Source organism: Sphaerisporangium sp. NPDC051017 (assembly GCF_040683095.1).
Classification (GTDB): domain Bacteria; phylum Actinomycetota; class Actinomycetes; order Streptosporangiales; family Streptosporangiaceae; genus Sphaerisporangium.
On the sequence record NZ_JBFBCI010000003.1, the window covers coordinates 1 to 17,056 of the forward strand.

Below are 17,056 nucleotides of genomic sequence, written 5' to 3' on the forward strand. Positions count from 1 at the left end.
GGCGGCCCAGCCCTGGATGGCCTGGGCATACCGCAGGACGGCACGCTGAGTCTCAGGATCCGCACGCAGGTCGTGCAGCACTTGCGGGAGGTCCGGGGGTTCGTCGAGTTGGTCTGACGCGCGTACGCTCGCGAGAGCAGCACTCGTCACTGTGTGTGATCGCAGTGAGGGGGAGGGTTCCGCGTGTTGGCGATCACAACGTCGAGCCGGTCACGCGCCGCGAGCAGGTCGATGATCCGCCGGCTGATACGGGCGCGCTCGGTCTCCAGGTGGTCCAGGAGCCCCGGGGCCGCTTTGCCGGAATCCACGCACGGCAGCACCTCACGGACGGACCTGCTCGGCAGGCCGGCGGCAAAGAGCTGCTGGATCAGCCTGACCCGAGCGACGGCGGTATCGGGATACTGACGCTGGCCTCCGGCGCCGCGGTCAGGCTGCAGAAGGTCTTGCTCCTCGTAGTACCGCAGGGCCCGGACGCTCACGCCCGCCTTCTCCGCCACCTCACCGATACGCACCGGTCCTCCGTTCTCCGGGTCGCCTGCCCGACTTGCATCTGACGTTGACGTGAGGTTTTAGCCTAGCTGACGTCGGGCTCACCGAGCCCACCGATCTGGTAAGGCAGGACACCATGCGCGCAGCCCGTTATCACGAGTACGGCGGTGTAGAGACCCTTGTGATCGAGGAAGTGCCGGACCCACATCCCGGGCCCGGTGAGATCCGCGTCCGCGTCACGGCGGCCGGCGTCAATCCCGTCGACTGGAAGGTACGCAGTGGCGCGGTACGTGAGGTGCTCCCCGTGGAGCTGCCCGCGATCCCTGGACGCGATGCCGTCGGCGTGGTGGACGAGATCGGTGACAAGGTGCGGGAGGTGAGTATCGGAGACCGTGTTTTCGGGCTGGGCGGTGTCACCGGCGCGACAGCGGAGCTGGCGGTGCTCTCGGCCTGGGCCCCCGCACCCGCCGCATGGAACGACGAGCAGGCCGCCGGTGCCGGCCTGGCTTCCGTGACCGCGCTGGCCGGCCTGGAGGTATTCGGTTCCCTCAAGGGACGCACCCTTCTCATCGAGGGCGCCGCCGGAGGCGTGGGCAGTGCCGCGGTGGAGATCGCTGTCGCGCAAGGCGCCACGGTCATCGGAACGGCCGGCGAGCACAACCACGAGTTCCTCAGCGCTCTCGGAGCAATGGCCACCACCTACGGCACCGGGCTCGCAGAACGCGTCTCTGCCCTCGCCCCGGACGGTATCGACTTCGCGCTGGACGGCGCGGCCTCCGGGTCCCTGGCCGACCTCGTCGCGATCGTGGGCGATCCCACCCGCGTGTCGACCGTCGCCGACCATGCCAACGCACCTCGCCTGGGTACGCATCTGGCCAACGCGCGCAACGACTCCGGGCTTCTGGCAGCAGCCGGGGAGCTGGGCCGACAAGGCCGCTACACACCTCGTGTCGAGCGCTCCTACCCGCTCGAACAGATCGCGGAAGCCCATGCTTACTCCGAGCGCGGGCACGTGAGAGGAAAAGTCGTGGTCCGCATCTGAGCGCCCCGCTCCGCGAAACCCGCCGGTGCTTTGAGCAACGGCGGATCGTCCGGCCCTGCCGAGGGGAGGAGGCGGGTCCCCAAAGCACACGGCGCCGGGACAAGATTGCTCGGCGCGCCCACCGTGGCCGACCGGATCGCGCAGACGGTGGTGCCGACCGGTGGCACCCCTTCAATGCCGTCATCGCCTGGACCCGCCGACTATCGGGCACGCCCTGGGCCCGGCCCCGCCCCCGCGGCGAACGTGCGGGCGGCCCGGGCGTAGCGGTCGAGCAGGACGGTGGTCAGCTCGGGGGCGGGGCCGAGCGGGTCGGCGACCGCGCGGGCCCCGGCGCGCAGGGTGTCGCGCGTGACCTTGTCGGCGAAGTACCCGGAGGCGAGGAGGTAGAGGGCGACGACGACGTGGCGTGGCCTCCCCGCGCGCCCGTCGCCCGCCCGCGAGCCGCCGTACGAGGCCGGGCCCGCGTACGCGAGCGTCTCCGCGATGCCGTCCGGGACGGACGGCCGAACGTCGTTCAGGAGGGCGTGCACGGCCTGGTCGGGCGTGGGGGAGGCGGCCGAGGCGTAGGCGGGGGTGACCGAGTGCCAGGGGCGGGAGCGGGCCCACGTCCGGGCCATGTCGGCGATCACCGCGTTGGCGCGGGGGTCGCTCGAACCCGCGGAGACCAGGACGACGGCGGTGTCCGGGTCGCCGATCGTCACGTCCGCCTCCGCCAGGCGCCGCTCCAGGGCGGCGATCAGCAGCGGATGCGGGCCCAGGGTCGGGCCCTGGTGGACGCGCAGGCCGGGACTCGCCGCGCGCGCCTCGTGCAGCGCGGACGGGATGTCGACGCGGCTGTGGTACGCCTCGGTGAGCAGCAGCGGCAGCACCACGGCCTCGCCGAGCCCGGCGAGCGCCTCGCCCAGCGCCGGCCGCGCGTGGTCCAGGTAGGCCCCCCGGATCCGCAGGCCCGGCCGCGCGCGCCGGGCGTCGGCCAGCAGCGCCTCCACCGTCGCGGAGGCGCGCGGGTCGCGGGATCCGTGCGCCACCGCCACCAGAGGAGGCAGCGGCCCCCTCGGGAGCGGGGTCATCCCCTGGACGGCCGGCGGCGCGCCGGTCACGAGGATCGGCGCAGCCCCGGGGGCACGCGTCGCCGCGTCACCGGCACCGGCCGGGGACGGGACCCCGGGACCGGTCAGAGGTGGATTCCGCATTCGGTCTTGCCCAGGCCGGCCCAGCGGCCGCTGCGTGGGTCCTCGCCGGGGGCGACGCGGCGGGTGCAGGGCGCGCAGCCGATCGAGGGGTAGCCGTCGTAGTGCAGCGGGTTGATGATCACCCCGTTGTCGGCCATGTAGTTGTCGACGTCGTCCTGCGTCCAGCGGGCGATCGGGTTGACCTTGACCATCTGGCGCTTGGCGTCCCACTCGACGACCTTGGTGTTCGCCCGGGTGGGCGACTCGTCGCGGCGGATGCCGGAGATCCACGCGAGGTACGGCTCCAGCGCGCGGTTCAGCGGCTCCACCTTGCGCAGGAAGCAGCACAGGTCGGGGTTGCGGCCGTGCAGGCGCGGGCCGAGTTCGCGGTTCTGCTCCTCGACCGTCCTGGACGGCTTGATGTCGATGACGTTGACGTCGTACACCTGCCGCACGGCGTCACGCGTGCCGATGGTCTCGGCGAAGTGGTAGCCGGTGTCGATGAACAGCACGTCCACGCCGGGCTTCACCCGGCTCACCAGGTCGATGAGCAGGGCGTCGCTCATCGAGGACGTCAGACACAGCCGGTCGCCGAACGTGGCCGCCGCCCAGCGGATGATCTCGCGCGCGGGCGCGTCCTCCAGGAACGCGGCGGCGGACTCGACGATGCCCCGCAGGTCCAGCACGCCGCGCTGGCGTTCCAGGCCGGTCTCTATCTCCACCAGTGTCATGACTCGCTGCTCCTCGTTCGTCAAAGTTCGCGGGGGCGTCGCCGGGCTCAGGGAGGCCCGCGGCCCCCGTCGAGAAGGTGCGCCGATCATGAGCGCACGCCGATGCCGAGAAATTTCAGCTTGAAGGCGCGGGCGCACGACCGGCAGTACCAGCCGCCGTCGCCCTCATAGGGTTCGAGGTCCTCGTCGCCGCAGTACGGGCAGTGGAACGGGACGGCGCGCTCGGTCACGCCCGCCTCCCGTCCCGCCCCGGCGCCGTACGGAGGCTCACGAGAGGTCGGCCTCCTCGGCGCGCTGGACCCACTCGGCGAAGGTCTCACCGTCGGTCTTCTGGCTCTGGAAGTTCTTCAGGACTCGTTCGATGTAGTCGGGAAGCTCGGCGGCGGTGGCCTTGAGCCCGCGGACCTTGCGGCCGAAGCCGGGGGTCACGCCGAGCGAGCCGCCAAGGTGGATCTGGAAGCCCTCGACCTGCTGGCCGGACCCGTCGGTGACGAGCTGGCCCTTCAGGCCGATGTCGGCGACCTGGATGCGCGCGCAGGAGTTCGGGCAGCCGTTGACGTTGATGGTCAGCGGGTCGGAGAAGTCCGGCAGGCGGTGCTCCAGCTCGTCGATGAGGTCGGAGGCGAGCGCCTTGGTCTCGACGATCGCCAGCTTGCAGAACTCGATGCCCGTGCAGGCCATCGTCTGGCGGCGGAACGTGCCGGGGTTGACCCGCAGGTCGGCGGCCTCCAGGTCGGCGACGAGGCCGTCCACCTCGCCCGGCGCGACGTCCAGGATCACCATCTTCTGCTCGACGGTGGTGCGGACGCGGCCTGAGCCGTGCCGCTCGGCGATGTCGGCGATCAGGTGCAGCTTGTCGCCGTCCAGCCGCCCGACCTTCGGGGCGAACCCGACGTAGTAGTTGCCGTCCTTCTGCGGGTGCACCCCGACGTGGTCGCGCCGGCCGCCGCGCGGAGGCTCGGGCGCCGGCCCGTCGGGCAGGGTGTAGCCGAGGTACTCCTTCTCCAGCACCTCGCGGAACCGCTCGGGTCCCCAGTCGTTGACCAGGAACTTGATGCGGGCCCGGTGGCGCAGCCTGCGGTAGCCGTAGTCGCGGAAGATGCCGATGACCCCGGCCCACACCTCGTGCACCTGCTCGGGCCGGACGAACGTGCCGAGGCGCTTGGCCAGCATGGGGTTGGTGGACAGGCCGCCACCGACCCACAGGTCGAAGCCCTTCTCGCCCTGCTCGTTCACCACGCCGACGAAGGCGATGTCGTTGATCTCGTGCACCGTGCAGTGCGCGGGGCAGCCGCTCATCGCCGACTTGAACTTGCGGGGCAGGTTGGAGTACGCCTGGTCGCCGATGTACCGGGCGACCGTGTCGTCGATCTGGTCGGTCGCGTCGATCACCTCGTCGGCGTCGATGCCGGCGAGCGGGCATCCGAGCATGACGCGCGGGGTGTCGCCGCAGGCCTCGGTGGTCGACAGCCCCACGGACTCCAGGGCCTCCCAGATCGCGGGGACCGACTCGATCTCGATCCAGTGGAGCTGGATGTTCTGCCGGTCGGTGACGTCCGCCGTCCCCCGGGCGTAGGTGTTGGCGATGTCGGCGATCGTGCGGAGCTGCCGCAGGTCGAGCTGCCCGCCGTCGATGCGGACGCGCAGCATGAAGTAGCGGTCGTCCAGCTCCTCGGGCTCGAGGATCGCGGTCTTACCGCCGTCGATGCCCGGCTTGCGCTGGGTGTAGAGGCCGTACCAGCGGAAACGGCCCCGCAGGTCGGCGGGGTCGATGGAGTCGAAGCCGCGCTTGGAGTAAACGTCGATGATCCGCTGACGGACGTTGAGCCCGTCGTCGTTCCTCTTGTTCTCCTCGTTCTTGTTCAGCGGCTCACGGTATCCGAGGGCCCACTGGCCTTCGCCTCGCGGGCGCTTGTGGTGGCGGTTCGCGGGCCTGGGCGGGCTGGTCATGAGGCGTCCTTTACCGAGGATGGTCATCGGGGGCGCGAGGACGCGCGCGCAGGCCGCCGCCAGGCTCGGGGCGGAGTCCTGAGGGCAAGAAAAAGACGCCTGTCACGCGCCCTGGCTGGCAGAAGTCAACAGCGGGCGACGGTCAACGGGCGTCACTACAGATGGCACTGCGGACACGCAGCAAGTCGACGTGGCGTCGCACGACGAGGAGCGGGTCCGCTGGCATGTACCAAACCATACCCTCCATGTGCCGGATGTCCAATATCTGGTCCACACTTTGGATATTCCGGTCCGATGTCCGGATCCCTCAGCCGCTGCGCGGCCAGGCCAGCGGCGTCATCGGCGGAGGAGGCGTGGTCTGGTGCTGGCAGTCGCACCACGAACCGCCCCGGCACCCCTCGTGCCGGCCCTCCTTGCACTCCTTGCAGATCACGATCTCCTTCTCCCCTCGTTCTTCGCCCTGGGACACTTCACCCCAGGTCATCGCCGTTTTCGGCCCTCCGTAACGGCTAGCATGGGAGGTTGCGATATGCGCACCGGATAGGAAGGCGTCTCACCGGGTAGACGCCACGATCGAGATCGTTCACAAGGTGGTGTCGTGGTGGAAGCGCGCAGCGACTACTTTTGGGTGCCATGACGTCCACAGGCGCGCCCGCCCGGTCGTCCGATCCTTCGCGGCGGGCGGCCCGATGGAGGCTGGTCAGGGCCAGGGCCAGGCGCAACGCGATGGCCGGCCTCGCGTCGCTGCGCGGCGCGCGGGCCTTCGAGTCCCGGCTCTGGGTGCTGGCGCGCGCCACCACGGTCGCCGGCTTCAACTACCGCGTGACGGGCCTGGCGGGCGAGGCCGCGTTCTTCGCGCTGCTGTCGCTGCCGCCGTTCGTCCTCGGGCTGATCGGCCTGCTCGGCCACCTGAGCGGGATCCTCGGGCCGGGGACGGTCGCCGAGACGCGCGGGTGGGTCCTGGAGCAGGCGCAGTTGCTGTTCACCGGCAACACGATCGACCGCGTGGTGCGCCCGCTGCTCGACGACGTCCTCAGAGGCGGGCAGGTCTCGCTGATCTCGGTGGGCTTCCTGCTCGCGCTGTGGTCCGGCTCCCGGGCGCTGTTCGTCTACGTCGACCTGATCTCCATCGCCTACGGGCTGGGGGAGGCGCGCAGCATCATCCGCACGCGCATCCTGTCGTTCGGCCTCTACCTGGCGGCGCTGGTGATCGCGCTGATCGTCATCCCCGTACTGGTCGTGGGCCCCACCCTGCTCTCGGAGGCCTTACCGCAGTACAGCGGCATCGTAGGGGTCCTGTACTGGCCGGTCGTGATCGTGAGCTCGGTTCTGGTGCTCACGCTGCTCTACCACGTGAGCGTTCCGGTGCGCACGCGCTGGTGGCGGGAGGTTCCCGGGGCCCTGCTGGCGTTGCTCATCTGGATCGCCTGCGCGGCCGTGCTGCGCGAGGTGCTGGCCGCGTGGTTCAGCCCGCTGTCGATCTACGGCTCGCTGGCGGCGCCCATCGCGGTGCTGCTGTGGCTGTACATCACGGCGCTCGCGGTCCTCATCGGCGCGACGCTCAACGCCGAGGTCGACCGCCTGTGGCCGGGCGGCGCCAACGCCAGAAACGCCGAGTCCGCTATCGTCTGACGCGACGTGACCGGCGCGTCTGGGTGGACCACCACCAGGGAGCGAACAGGGCGGGGGCCGGGCGCCTGGGTCTCCGCCGGATCCAATCCAACGAAGGGTAGGGCCATGAGTTCTCTTGCCGACGTCGACCCGGAGATCGCCGAGTTGATCAGGGCGGAGGAGCGGCGCCAGGCCGACACCGTCAAGCTGATCCCCTCGGAGAACTACGTCTCCAGGGCCGTCCTCGAGGCGACCGGCACAGTCCTCACCAACAAATACTCCGAGGGCTACGCGGGCAAGCGTTACTACGAGGGCCAGCAGGTCATCGACCAGATCGAGACCGTGGCCATCGAGCGCGCCAAGGCCCTGTTCGGTGTGAACCACGCCAACGTCCAGCCGTACTCCGGGTCGCCGGCCAACCTGGCGATCTACCTGGCGTTCCTGAACCCGGGCGACACCGTCATGGGCATGGGACTGCCGTTCGGCGGTCACCTGACCCACGGCTGGTCGGTGTCGGCGACCGGCAAGTGGTTCAACCCGGTCCGCTACGGCGTGCGCCAGGACACCGGCCGCATCGACATGGACGAGGTGCGGGCCCTCGCGCTGGAGCACCGTCCCAAGCTGATCTTCTGCGGCGGCACCGCGATCCCGCGCACGATCGACTTCCCGGCCTTCGCCGAGGTCGCCCGTGAGGTCGGGGCCGTGCTCGCCGCGGACATCGCGCACATCGCCGGCCTCGTCGCCGGCGGCGCCCACCCCTCGCCGGTGGGCCACGCCGACGTCATCTCGACCACCACGCACAAGACGCTGCGCGGCCCGCGCGGCGCCATGCTGATGGCGAACGACGACGACCACGCCAAGGCGCTGAACAAGGCGGTGTTCCCGGGTCTGCAGGGCGGCCCGCACAACCACACCACCGCCGCCATCGCCGTGGCGCTGCGCGAGGCGGCCGGGGACGACTTCAAGGTCTACGCCCGGCAGGTCGTCGCCAACGCCAAGGCCCTGGCCGAGGAGCTCTCCTCGCGCGGGTTCGAGCTGGTGTCCGGCGGCACGGACAACCACCTCATCCTGATCGACCTGACGTCCAAGGGCGTCGCGGGCAAGCCCGCCGCGCAGGCCTTGGACCGCGCCGGCCTGGAGACGAACTACAACACCGTCCCGTTCGACCCGCGCAAGCCGTTCGACCCCTCCGGCCTGCGCATCGGCACGCCGTCGATCACCAGCCGCGGCATGGGCGAGGCCGAGATGCGCCAGATCGGCGCCTGGATGGACGAGGTCGTCACCGCCCTGGCCAAGGGCGACGCGGACGCCGCCGACAAGGTCATCGCGCGCGTTCACGGCGAGGTCAGCGACCTGACCTCCAAGTTCCCGGCGCCCGGCCTGGCCTGACCGCCCGGCGGCGGCAGGGGTGACCCCGCCGTCGTGTGACGCGCCGTAAATGAGTTGCCCCGCGAGGCCGGGCCCGCGATACAGTGGGCCCGGCTTCGCCGCTTCGTCAGGAGGCGGCCACGACACCCGGGAGGTGAGGACTATGCGGGTCTTTCTAAGCATGCCCGAGTCCGTTTTCTCCTGGGTGCCGTCCGCGCGCTGAAGCCGCGGCACCCGTTCCCGAAGGGTGCCCTGAGTTGACCACTCCTGGTCTCGATCTTTCTTCTCTCGGCTGGAACGAGTCCCTCGCGGCCGAGCTCCCGGGCGGTGCCGTCCCCGCCCGCGTCGCGCGCGTCGATCGCGGCGCCGCCGACGTCATCACCGCCGACGGTCACCACCACGCCGCCTACGGCGCCCGACTGAGGCGCGCGACGGCGGAGGACCCGGTGAACCTGCCCTGCGTGGGCGACTGGGCGGCGCTCACGCTGCTGTCCGAGGGCCGCTACGAGCTGGACTCGATCCTCCCGAGGAGGACGGCCTTCGTCCGCGGCGGCGTCGCCCGTGACTCGCGCGGCGGCCTGTCCGGCGACTCCAAGGGACAGGTGCTGGCGGCCAACGTGGACGTGGTGTTCGTCGCCGAGCCGTCCATGCACGCCTCCGACTTCGCCGACCTCGGCCGCGTCGAGCGCCTGCTCGCCCTGGCCTGGGAGAGCGGAGCCGAGCCGGTCGTGCTGATCACCAAGGCCGACCTGGTCGGCGAGCACCTCGCGGACCTGCTCGGCGACGTCGCCGCCGCGGCACCGGGGGTGGCGCTGCACGCCGTCTCCTCGCTCACGGGGGAGGGGGTGGAGGTCGTGCGCGGCCATCTCGACGGGGCGCGCACGGCCGTGATCCTCGGGGCGTCCGGAGCGGGCAAGTCCACGCTCGTCAACGCGCTCGCCGGCGAGGAGGTCATGGAGACGCAGCGGGTCCGCGCCGGCGACGGCCGGGGACGGCACACCACCGTCCACCGCGAGCTGATCCCGCTGGCCGGGGGCGGGCTGGTCATCGATACGCCGGGGATCCGCCGCGTCGGCCTGTACGAGATGAGCCAGGGCGTCGACATGGTGTTCTCCGACATCGAGGAGCTCGCCGAGGACTGCCGGTTCGGCGACTGCTCCCACGAGAGCGAGCCTGGCTGCGCCGTCCTCGCGGCGCTGGAGTCCGGTGAGCTGCCGGAGCGGCGCCTGGAGAGCTGGCGCAAGCTCCAGCGGGAGGCGAACTGGATGGCGAGCCGCACCGACGCCCGGCTCCGGGCCGAGCAGACGCGCCAGTGGAAGATCATCCACAAGTCGATGCGTGGGCGGTCACGGCCCTGACAGGGGCGGGCGTCCCCGCTTGCATTTCAGGTCAAAGGGTACGAAAGGGGCATGAGCGCTTCCCGGCGCGTGTCCCTTCCGTTCGCCGACCGGGAGCAGGCGGGGACGCTGCTCGCCGAGATCCTCGCGGACGCGGGGCTCGCCGACCCGGTGCTCCTCGCCCTGCCGCGCGGGGGTGTGGCCGTGGCCGGGCCGATCGCCGAACGGCTGCAGACGCCGCTGGAGGTCCTGGTGACCCGGAAGATCGGCCACCCCGTGCAGCCGGAACTGGGCCTCGGCGCGATCGCCGAGGGCGGGGATCCGGTGTTCGACCAGGAGATGCTGCGGCGCCTGGAGATCGACGAGGACGATCTCGCCCCGATCGTCGAGCGGGAGCGGCGGGAACTGGCCCGGCGGGTCACGACCTACCGGGGCGAGCGTCCGATGCCCGCTCTGGCGGGACGGGACGTCGTCGTGGTGGACGACGGGCTCGCGACGGGCGGGACGGCACGCGCGGCACTGCGCGCCGTCCGGCGGTCCGGACCCAGGAGGGTGGTGCTCGCCGTGCCGGTCGGGTCATCGAAGACGGTCACGGCGCTTCGGGACGAGGCGGACGAGGTGGTGGTGCTCTCCACGCCGCCGGGCTTCCACGCGGTCGGTCAGTGGTACCTGCGGTTCGAGCAGTTGACCGACGCGGACGTCCTCCGCCTGCTACGGCAGGGACGGTGAATGGGATTCTTCGCCTTCATCGGGAATCGGGGGGAAACGCCGGGCGCCCCCCGTCGCCGGGAGGGACCCGCATGATCATGCGGCAATTTCGGCCCTGGAGGCGTACAGGAGCGGAAAAGCCGCATGATCACGACGTGGCGGAAAAGTGCCGGTGGAGGTTCAGGCAGCACTGATGCCGGCGCTGGCGGCACGCCGCATGCGCCGACGACGCTCGGACGCGCGCTCGTCCTCGTTGAGCCCGCCCCACGTGCCGTACTTCTCGGGACGTGAGAGGGCGTAGTCGAGGCACTCCGCGCGGACAGGGCACTGGGCGCAGATGGCCTTGGCCTTGCGCTCGCGAATGTCGCGCTCCGGCTGACGCTCGCCGTCAGGACCGAAGAACAGCACAAGGTCCTCTCCCCGGCACGCGGCATCATCCTGCCAACCCCAGCTGGGGCGCGGGCGGGCGATCTGCCGACGTACCTGAGACATGAGAAACCACCTTAGGTGAGATGTATTTCGGGTTTGTGCCGCTTTGGACGCGTATGGCGTCCTCCGTTCCAACGCCGAATAGACCCGTGGTGTTCCCGGCCCGGTAGGGACCTCAGGTCAGAACGGGCGCGCCGCACTGGAGACGCTCCAGCGCGACCGGCCTGTAGGTCATGATCGTGTCGGCGCATGCCATGCCGCACGGCGCGAACACCGTACGTTCGACCACAACCCGGAACCGGACGTCCCCGTGGCGCACAATCGCCTCGGTGACGTCACCGTCCGACCTGGTGGATTCCACGGCCACTCCGCCTACCGACAACTCGCCCGTATGAGCCCGGACGAAATGTTCGGCGGCCTGCGATGGCTCAGGGATGCCTGCGCGTCCCCGGAAACGGTCAAGGACTACCTCACCGCACCGGTACGCGTTTGCCGCCGCGATCGCAGCAGCCTGAGACATGCTGCCGTAGTAAAGCCCGTGTGGCAAGCACACAAGGTTAGCGGCGTATCGATCGCCGCCCACATGAGTGGTTTCCCACACTCTTCCCGGCTGGCTCTCACCCAAAACCCGCGCGAGGGGGAGACCGATGCGGGCACAACACGCATTGCGCTTGGCATGCGTGCAGACCAGGAACACCGGCTCCTTCACCAGTATGCAGGACTCGGGCACCACTCCGCGCACGAGAGATCCCAGGTCAAGATCTCTGACGTCCTCGAACCGGCCCTCGGCGAGCCACGGCGTCTGGGATGTGGTATCGGCCACCATCACATGGCGGGGGCTCGCGGTGGCGTTGCGGCGGCCGGGACGCCGGATGAGCTGCGGACGGATGCCCATTTCGGTCGCCCGCGCGATCAGCGCGTGGACGTCCTCAGGTAGGTCGCACTCGGGCAGATGGGACGCCCATGGGCCGGTGTGCTCGATGAGCAGCCAGAACCGCGCGCCCACGGTCGCGCTGGCGAGCGTCGGCACCATTCCCGCGTGGCATCCGTCCGGGTGGTCACAGCCCCGGGCCCGGTCCTCCGTCACATCGCCCCCTTTGACACTTAGGTAAGACTAACCTAAACGGTCGCGCCGGTATTCCGGGGGGCTGGACCGGGCTGGGGTCCCCTTGGCGGCCCTGGGGTGCAACGGGCGATCACCTGCGCGGCCCTCCGGCGGGCTCGTGGGTGTGAGATTAATCACGTTCCCAATTCCCGAGGTCGGGTTGCCGTGCCCGCCCACCTGTGACTAGAGCCCCGCCCACGCCCCTTCCCCCAGCTCACACCGCCCCGCCCCCGGCCACCACCTCTCCACCCACCCACCCCGGACAAGGGGCCACCCCCGCCCGACTGTGGGCCACAAGTTTCCCTGTCCGGGCCCCCGCCCCGACCGCCGGGGCCTCCCTTCAGCGGAGGAAAGCGATCCCGCACCGCCGCGGACCCGCATCAGGTGGTGTGGTCGCGGAGGAGTTGTTCGGCCACGGGGAGGGCCGCCGCGCGGTCTTCGGGGATCAGGCCGATGCGGGTGCGGCGGTCCAGGAGGTCGCCGGCGTCCAGGGCGCCTTCGTGGCGCACCGCCCAGATCAGTTCTGCCATCGTGACGCCCGTCGGCAGCACCCGCGCGGCCGACGGATCGCGCAGCGCCAGCTCATGGACGGCGCGCGCCTCCGAGCCGTACCGCTCGGCCAGCCGGGCGGGCACGCCATCCCCGTCCGGCCGCGTCTCGTACATGACGCCGTCCCGCCGTGGCCGGCGCGCGTGATCTTCGGCGTCCGCCCTGGGCGGGTCCGCGTGATGGCCGGCGGCGCCCACCAGGGGCAGGTGCGCCGTGCGGCTCGGCGGGGCCGAGGGGATTGCCGCGTCGACCGCGTCGCGGGCCATGGCGCGGTAGGTGGTCAGTTTTCCGCCGACGATCGTCACGACGCCGTCAGGAGCCCTCAGGACCGCGTGCCTTCGCGAGAGATCGGCCGTGCGCCCTTCGCCCGTCAGCAGCGGCCTCAGGCCCGCGTAGGCCCCTGCCACGTCCGCGCGGGCGATCGGCGTCTCCAGAACCGAGTTCAGGACGCCGAGCAGGAAGGCGACGTCCGCCTCCGGCGCCTCGGGGACGTCCGGGACGGGGCCGTCCACCGGCTCGTCGGTCAGCCCGACGTGGACGCGGCCGTCCGGCTGGGGGAGGACCAGCGCGAAGCGTGCCGTCTCGCCGGGGATCGGCACGTGCAGCCCGGCGCGCTGGTCGCCGAGCGCTCCCGGCCGCAGCACGAGGTGGGTGCCCCGTGAGGGGCGCAGGGACACCGAGGCCGTCAGCCCGCCCGCCCACACGCCCGCCGCGTTGACCACCGCGCGGGCGCGGATCGCGAACGTCTCGCCGGTCAGTTCGTCACGGACCTCGGCGCCGTCGCCGGCCAGGGCCAGCGCCCGGCACCGCGTCAGGACGCGCGCGCCGTGTGCGTCGGCCGTCCGGGCGATCGCGACCACCAGCCGCGCGTCGTCGGTCACCCGGCCGTCGAACGAGACGAGCCCGCCGCGCAGGCCGCCGGCGCGCAGGGCGGGCGCCAGGGCGCGGGCGCGTGCGGCCGTCACGCGGGAGGGGCCGGGCAGCGTCGCGCGCGGCGTCCCCGCCGACGCCCGCAGCAGGTCGCCGAGACGGTACCCCGCCGGTGACCACGCCGTGGTCCGGTGAGCGGCGAGGGTCGGACGAAGCGACCGGGCGGGAGGGCTCACGGGAGACAGGGCGGGAGGGCTTCGAGGAGGCCGGCGCCAAAGCCGAGGGGGAGGGCCATGGAGGGTCCGAGGGGGTCGGATGGGAGGTCACGGAGTTGTACTTTCCGACGGGGTGCCCGGACGTAGCGGGACGGATCGCGCGTGTCACAGTGTAGGGCGTGGAAACCCCCGACACCGCGGCCGAACCCATGCTCTGGTCCGGCTGGGGCGACCCCGCGAAGGCCGCCGCCCTGCCCGACCCCGTGCGCAAGCTGCTGCGCGACCTGCTCGGCGTGCGCGAGCCCGCCGCGCCCCCCGCCACGTTCGGCGAGGTCAGGCTGCACCCCGGGGCGCTGTCCGCGCAGGTGTCCGACGCCCTGTGCGCGGCGGTCGGCGCCGAGCACGTCCGGACCGACGACGACACGCGGATCCGCCACACCCGGGGCAAGTCCACCCCCGACCTGCTGCTGATGCGCGCGGGCGATGGCTCCGACTCGCCCGACGCCGTGGTGCTGCCCGGCTCGCACGAGGAGGTCGTGGAGGTCCTGCGGGTGTGCGCCCGCCACCGCGTCGCGGTCGTGCCGTTCGGCGGTGGGACCTCGGTGGTGGGCGGGCTCGTGGCCACCCGCCAGGGGTACGCGGGCGTGATCGCCCTGGACCTGGCCCGCCTCAACGGGCTGCTGTCGGTGGACCCCGAGTCCATGGTCGCCGACGTCCAGCCGGGGCTGCGCGGCCCGCAGGCCGAGCATCTGCTCGCCGGGCACGGGCTGACCCTCGGCCATTTCCCGCAGTCCTACGAGTACGCCACGCTGGGCGGGTTCGCGGCGGCGCGCTCCAGCGGCCAGGCGTCGGCGGGGTACGGCCGTTTCGACGACATGGTGGTGGGTCTCACCCTCGCCACCGCCCACGGCACGCTGGACCTCGGCCGGGCGCCCAAGTCGGCGGCGGGCCCGGACCTGCGCCAGCTCGTCCTCGGCTCCGAGGGCGCGTTCGGCGTGATCACCTCGTTGCGCCTGCGGGTGCGGCGCGTCCCCGCCGAGAAGGTGTACGAAGGCTGGCGGTTCGCGTCGTTCCAGGAGGGGACGGCCGCGCTGCGCCGCCTCGCGCAGGACGGGCCGATGCCCACGGTTCTGCGTCTGTCGGACGAGGCCGAGACGATGGTCGGCCTGGCCAAGCCGGGCGAGATCGGCGGCTTCCAGACCGACGCCGGCTGCCTGGCCGTCCTCGGGTACGAGGGCGAGACCGGCGAGGTCGCCCACCGCCGCGAGCTGACCGCCGCCACGCTGTCGAACCTCGGTGGCGTCTACCTGGGGCCGGAGCCGGGCGAGACGTGGGCCCGCGGCCGGTTCAGCGCCCCGTACCTGCGCGACGCGCTGCTGGCGGCGGGCGCGACCGTCGAGACGCTGGAGACGGCCTGCTTCTGGTCGGGCATCCCCAAGCTCTACGACGCCGTGCGCATGGTGCTGGGCGCGGCCCTCGTCACCTCGTCCGGCTCCTCGGCGCAGCCCACGGCCCCGCTGGTCATGTGCCACATCTCCCACGTGTACCCCACCGGCGCCTCGCTGTACTTCACCGTCGTGACCGCGCAGACCGCGGACCCGCTGGCGCAGTGGGCCACCGCCAAACGCGCGGTCAACGAGGCGGTCGGGCTGGCGGGCGGCACGATCTCGCACCACCACGGCGTCGGCAGGGACCACCGGGCCGCGTACGCCACCGAGATCGGCGAGCTGGGCGTGGAGATCCTGCGCGCGGTCAAGGACCGCCTCGACCCCGAGGGCATCCTCAACCCGGGCGTCCTGATCCCCTGATCTTCGCCGGACCGGTCCGTGTTCGTTGGTGAATCCGGTGTGCGGCCGGGGAAGATCACGGCGAAGATAGGGGCATGGTCGATGTGGATCGGGCCGCCGAGGTCGGCAAGCGCGTCAGCTCACGGGTCTCCGAAGAGGGCGCGGGCTGGTCGTGCCGGCAGATCGGGACGTTCCAGGCGCTGCGCCCGAGCGGCAAGAGCTTCTCCTGGCTGAAGCCCGCCACGCTGTGGCGCTCGCGCAACGAGATCCTGGCGCTGCTCTTCGGCGACCCGTCCAACGGCGTGCGCGGGCGCTGGATCGCCGCGCGCAAGGAGCAGGGCGCCGACCCCGATTTCCGCATCAAGCCGCAGGTCGGGGACGAGTACAGCTTCCTGATCATCGGTGACACCGGCGAGGGCGACGCCTCGCAGTACGCCGTCGTGCCGGGCCTGCTCAAGATCGGCCAGGGGACGGCCTTCGCGGTCATCGCCAGCGACGTCATCTACCCGACCGGCTCCGGCAACGAGTACGGCGACAAGTTCTTCCGTCCGTACCAGGACTATCCCGCGCCGATCTACGCGATCCCCGGCAACCACGACTGGTACGACGGGCTCGGCGGCTTCATGCGCGTCTTCTGCGACGCCCCCGCGCTCAAGGCCACGCGCATGGGCTTCTCGCTGTCGCCCGCGGGCCTGCGCGGGCTGCTGTGGAAGAAGCCCGAGACCATCGACGAGGCCAAGCTGGCCGAGGCCCGCACCCGCCGCTCGCGCCCGGAGCAGCGGGCGACGCAGCCCGCGCCGTACTGGGTGATCGACCTGCCCGGCCTGCTGCTCGTCGGCATCGACACCGGCATCCGGGGCACGCTCGACCGCGAGCAGGGCGCATGGCTGCGCCGGGTCTCGGCCGACCCGCGGCCCAAGGTCCTGATCACCGGCAAGCCGATCTACGACCGCAACGCCTACCACCCGTGCCCGATCGACGGCGGCGGCACCGTCGACGAGATCGTCCGCGACCCGGCCTCCAACTACGTGGCGGCGATCGGCGGCGACACCCACAACTACCAGCGCTACCCGGTCACGGCGAACGGGCGCGTCATCCAGTACATCGTCTCCGGCGGCGGCGGGGCGTTCATGCACGCGACCCACACGATCCCGCATGTGGACGTCGGCGGGGTGCGCGAGGACGACTTCCGGTGCTACCCGCTGCGCGGCGACTCGCTGTCGTTCTACAGCAAGCTCTACCGCGAGCGGCTGCGCATGCCCTGGCTCTACCTCACGCCCGACGAGGGCCTGGTGCTGATGTCCCGCCAGATCGGCAACACCCCGCCCCGGAAGCCCGGCACAGGAGAGGGCGGCCCGGACGGCTCCCCGCCGGCCGCCGCGAAGCCCGTGAAGATCACCGCGCGCATGAAGTGGGCGGCGCGGGTGCTCGGCGGCTGGCCCATGCCGTTACGCCTGCCCGTGGGGCGCACCTTCCACCGCTACTTCTCGGAGCTGTCCGACTGGGACACCCCGCCGTTCTTCAAGAGCTTCCTGCACGTCTCCGTGGAGGCGGGCGACCTGCGCGTCCGCTGCTTCGCCGCCACCGGCTGCCTCCCCCAGGAGGTCGACCCGCCCCTGGAGGACGAGATCATCATCCCGCTGACCCCGCGCGCCGCCGTGTGAGGCCACAAGAGGCCCGCAGGAGGCGGCCC

The 17,056-nt window shown here is 71.7% G+C and carries 17 protein-coding genes; 7 read left to right on the forward strand and 10 right to left on the reverse strand.

All coding sequences use genetic code 11. The features are described from left to right. Window positions 1-146: 146 nt before the first annotated feature. The gene (locus tag AB0M95_RS04085) at window positions 147-512 is read right to left on the reverse strand and encodes a MerR family transcriptional regulator (protein ID WP_363759156.1); all 366 of its coding nucleotides are present in this window, start codon (window positions 510-512) and stop codon (window positions 147-149) included. Window positions 513-625: 113 nt separating this feature from the next. On the opposite strand from AB0M95_RS04085, the gene AB0M95_RS04090 reads away from it, so the two are divergent. Next, on the forward strand, window positions 626-1,531 hold the full coding sequence (locus tag AB0M95_RS04090; RefSeq protein ID WP_363759159.1) for an NADP-dependent oxidoreductase: 906 nt from the start codon (window positions 626-628) through the stop codon (window positions 1,529-1,531). Window positions 1,532-1,731: 200 nt separating this feature from the next. Here the strand turns inward: AB0M95_RS04090 and AB0M95_RS04095 are convergent, their stop codons facing one another. The 6 genes from AB0M95_RS04095 to AB0M95_RS04120 form a co-directional block, all read right to left on the reverse strand. Then, window positions 1,732-2,601: a sirohydrochlorin chelatase gene (locus AB0M95_RS04095; RefSeq protein ID WP_363759162.1), complete on the reverse strand. Its 870-nt coding sequence runs from the start codon at window positions 2,599-2,601 to the stop codon at window positions 1,732-1,734. A 104-nt stretch (window positions 2,602-2,705) separates the two neighbouring features. Further along, window positions 2,706-3,434, reverse strand: coding sequence for a phosphoadenylyl-sulfate reductase (locus tag AB0M95_RS04100; protein WP_363759165.1), 729 nt, complete (start codon window positions 3,432-3,434; stop codon window positions 2,706-2,708). An 86-nt stretch (window positions 3,435-3,520) separates the two neighbouring features. Then, window positions 3,521-3,664, reverse strand: coding sequence for an Insertion element protein (locus AB0M95_RS04105; RefSeq protein ID WP_358509928.1), 144 nt, complete (start codon window positions 3,662-3,664; stop codon window positions 3,521-3,523). Window positions 3,665-3,701: 37 nt separating this feature from the next. Next, a complete protein-coding gene (locus tag AB0M95_RS04110; RefSeq protein WP_363759168.1) occupies window positions 3,702-5,384 on the reverse strand; it encodes a nitrite/sulfite reductase in 1,683 nt (560 codons plus the stop codon). A 142-nt stretch (window positions 5,385-5,526) separates the two neighbouring features. Then, the gene (locus AB0M95_RS04115; protein ID WP_363759784.1) at window positions 5,527-5,631 is read right to left on the reverse strand and encodes a putative leader peptide; all 105 of its coding nucleotides are present in this window, start codon (window positions 5,629-5,631) and stop codon (window positions 5,527-5,529) included. Between the two features lie 60 nt (window positions 5,632-5,691). Continuing rightward, a complete protein-coding gene (locus tag AB0M95_RS04120) occupies window positions 5,692-5,868 on the reverse strand; it encodes a hypothetical protein (RefSeq protein WP_363759171.1) in 177 nt (58 codons plus the stop codon). Between the two features lie 149 nt (window positions 5,869-6,017). Between AB0M95_RS04120 and AB0M95_RS04125 the strand changes: the two genes are divergently transcribed. The 4 genes from AB0M95_RS04125 (at window position 6,018) to AB0M95_RS04140 (ending at window position 10,429) form a co-directional block, all read left to right on the forward strand. Beyond that, complete coding sequence (locus tag AB0M95_RS04125; protein WP_363759174.1) at window positions 6,018-7,016, forward strand: YihY/virulence factor BrkB family protein; 999 nt, start codon at window positions 6,018-6,020, stop codon at window positions 7,014-7,016. A gap of 105 nt (window positions 7,017-7,121) precedes the next feature. After that, a complete protein-coding gene (gene glyA, locus AB0M95_RS04130; RefSeq protein ID WP_363759177.1) occupies window positions 7,122-8,384 on the forward strand; it encodes a serine hydroxymethyltransferase in 1,263 nt (420 codons plus the stop codon). A gap of 236 nt (window positions 8,385-8,620) precedes the next feature. Further along, window positions 8,621-9,721 (forward strand): ribosome small subunit-dependent GTPase A, encoded by a 1,101-nt coding sequence (gene rsgA, locus AB0M95_RS04135; protein WP_363759180.1) that lies wholly within the window; start codon window positions 8,621-8,623, stop codon window positions 9,719-9,721. A gap of 51 nt (window positions 9,722-9,772) precedes the next feature. Then, the gene (locus tag AB0M95_RS04140; RefSeq protein ID WP_363759183.1) at window positions 9,773-10,429 is read left to right on the forward strand and encodes a phosphoribosyltransferase family protein; all 657 of its coding nucleotides are present in this window, start codon (window positions 9,773-9,775) and stop codon (window positions 10,427-10,429) included. Window positions 10,430-10,588: 159 nt separating this feature from the next. Here the strand turns inward: AB0M95_RS04140 and AB0M95_RS04145 are convergent, their stop codons facing one another. The 3 genes from AB0M95_RS04145 to AB0M95_RS04155 all read right to left on the reverse strand — a co-directional run bounded on the left by AB0M95_RS04145 (window position 10,589) and on the right by AB0M95_RS04155 (window position 13,597). Further along, window positions 10,589-10,900, reverse strand: coding sequence for a WhiB family transcriptional regulator (locus AB0M95_RS04145; RefSeq protein ID WP_093171423.1), 312 nt, complete (start codon window positions 10,898-10,900; stop codon window positions 10,589-10,591). Window positions 10,901-11,012: 112 nt separating this feature from the next. Next, complete coding sequence (locus AB0M95_RS04150; protein WP_363759187.1) at window positions 11,013-11,870, reverse strand: sucrase ferredoxin; 858 nt, start codon at window positions 11,868-11,870, stop codon at window positions 11,013-11,015. 452 nt (window positions 11,871-12,322) lie between these two features. Further along, window positions 12,323-13,597 carry an FAD-dependent oxidoreductase gene (locus AB0M95_RS04155; RefSeq protein WP_363759190.1) on the reverse strand — a complete coding sequence of 425 codons (1,275 nt, stop codon included), beginning with the start codon at window positions 13,595-13,597 and terminating at the stop codon, window positions 12,323-12,325. 188 nt (window positions 13,598-13,785) lie between these two features. On the opposite strand from AB0M95_RS04155, the gene AB0M95_RS04160 reads away from it, so the two are divergent. Next, window positions 13,786-15,384, forward strand: coding sequence for an FAD-binding oxidoreductase (locus tag AB0M95_RS04160; RefSeq protein ID WP_363759787.1), 1,599 nt, complete (start codon window positions 13,786-13,788; stop codon window positions 15,382-15,384). 74 nt (window positions 15,385-15,458) lie between these two features. Further along, on the forward strand, window positions 15,459-17,027 hold the full coding sequence (locus AB0M95_RS04165; RefSeq protein WP_363759194.1) for a metallophosphoesterase: 1,569 nt from the start codon (window positions 15,459-15,461) through the stop codon (window positions 17,025-17,027). Window positions 17,028-17,056 lie beyond the last annotated feature (29 nt).

Bases quoted from the DNA above. Each gene is read 5' to 3' on its own strand.
- AB0M95_RS04090 (WP_363759159.1), top strand. From the start codon at position 626: ATGCGCGCAGCCCGTTATCACGAGTACGGCGGTGTAGAGACCCTTGTG.
- AB0M95_RS04095 (WP_363759162.1), bottom strand. From the start codon at position 2,601: ATGACCCCGCTCCCGAGGGGGCCGCTGCCTCCTCTGGTGGCGGTGGCG.
- AB0M95_RS04100 (WP_363759165.1), bottom strand. From the start codon at position 3,434: ATGACACTGGTGGAGATAGAGACCGGCCTGGAACGCCAGCGCGGCGTG.
- AB0M95_RS04110 (WP_363759168.1), bottom strand. From the start codon at position 5,384: ATGACCAGCCCGCCCAGGCCCGCGAACCGCCACCACAAGCGCCCGCGA.
- AB0M95_RS04115 (WP_363759784.1), bottom strand. From the start codon at position 5,631: ATGGAGGGTATGGTTTGGTACATGCCAGCGGACCCGCTCCTCGTCGTG.
- AB0M95_RS04120 (WP_363759171.1), bottom strand. From the start codon at position 5,868: ATGACCTGGGGTGAAGTGTCCCAGGGCGAAGAACGAGGGGAGAAGGAG.
- AB0M95_RS04125 (WP_363759174.1), top strand. From the start codon at position 6,018: ATGACGTCCACAGGCGCGCCCGCCCGGTCGTCCGATCCTTCGCGGCGG.
- glyA (WP_363759177.1), top strand. From the start codon at position 7,122: ATGAGTTCTCTTGCCGACGTCGACCCGGAGATCGCCGAGTTGATCAGG.
- AB0M95_RS04140 (WP_363759183.1), top strand. From the start codon at position 9,773: ATGAGCGCTTCCCGGCGCGTGTCCCTTCCGTTCGCCGACCGGGAGCAG.
- AB0M95_RS04145 (WP_093171423.1), bottom strand. From the start codon at position 10,900: ATGTCTCAGGTACGTCGGCAGATCGCCCGCCCGCGCCCCAGCTGGGGT.
- AB0M95_RS04150 (WP_363759187.1), bottom strand. From the start codon at position 11,870: ATGGTGCCGACGCTCGCCAGCGCGACCGTGGGCGCGCGGTTCTGGCTG.
- AB0M95_RS04160 (WP_363759787.1), top strand. From the start codon at position 13,786: ATGCTCTGGTCCGGCTGGGGCGACCCCGCGAAGGCCGCCGCCCTGCCC.
- AB0M95_RS04165 (WP_363759194.1), top strand. From the start codon at position 15,459: ATGGTCGATGTGGATCGGGCCGCCGAGGTCGGCAAGCGCGTCAGCTCA.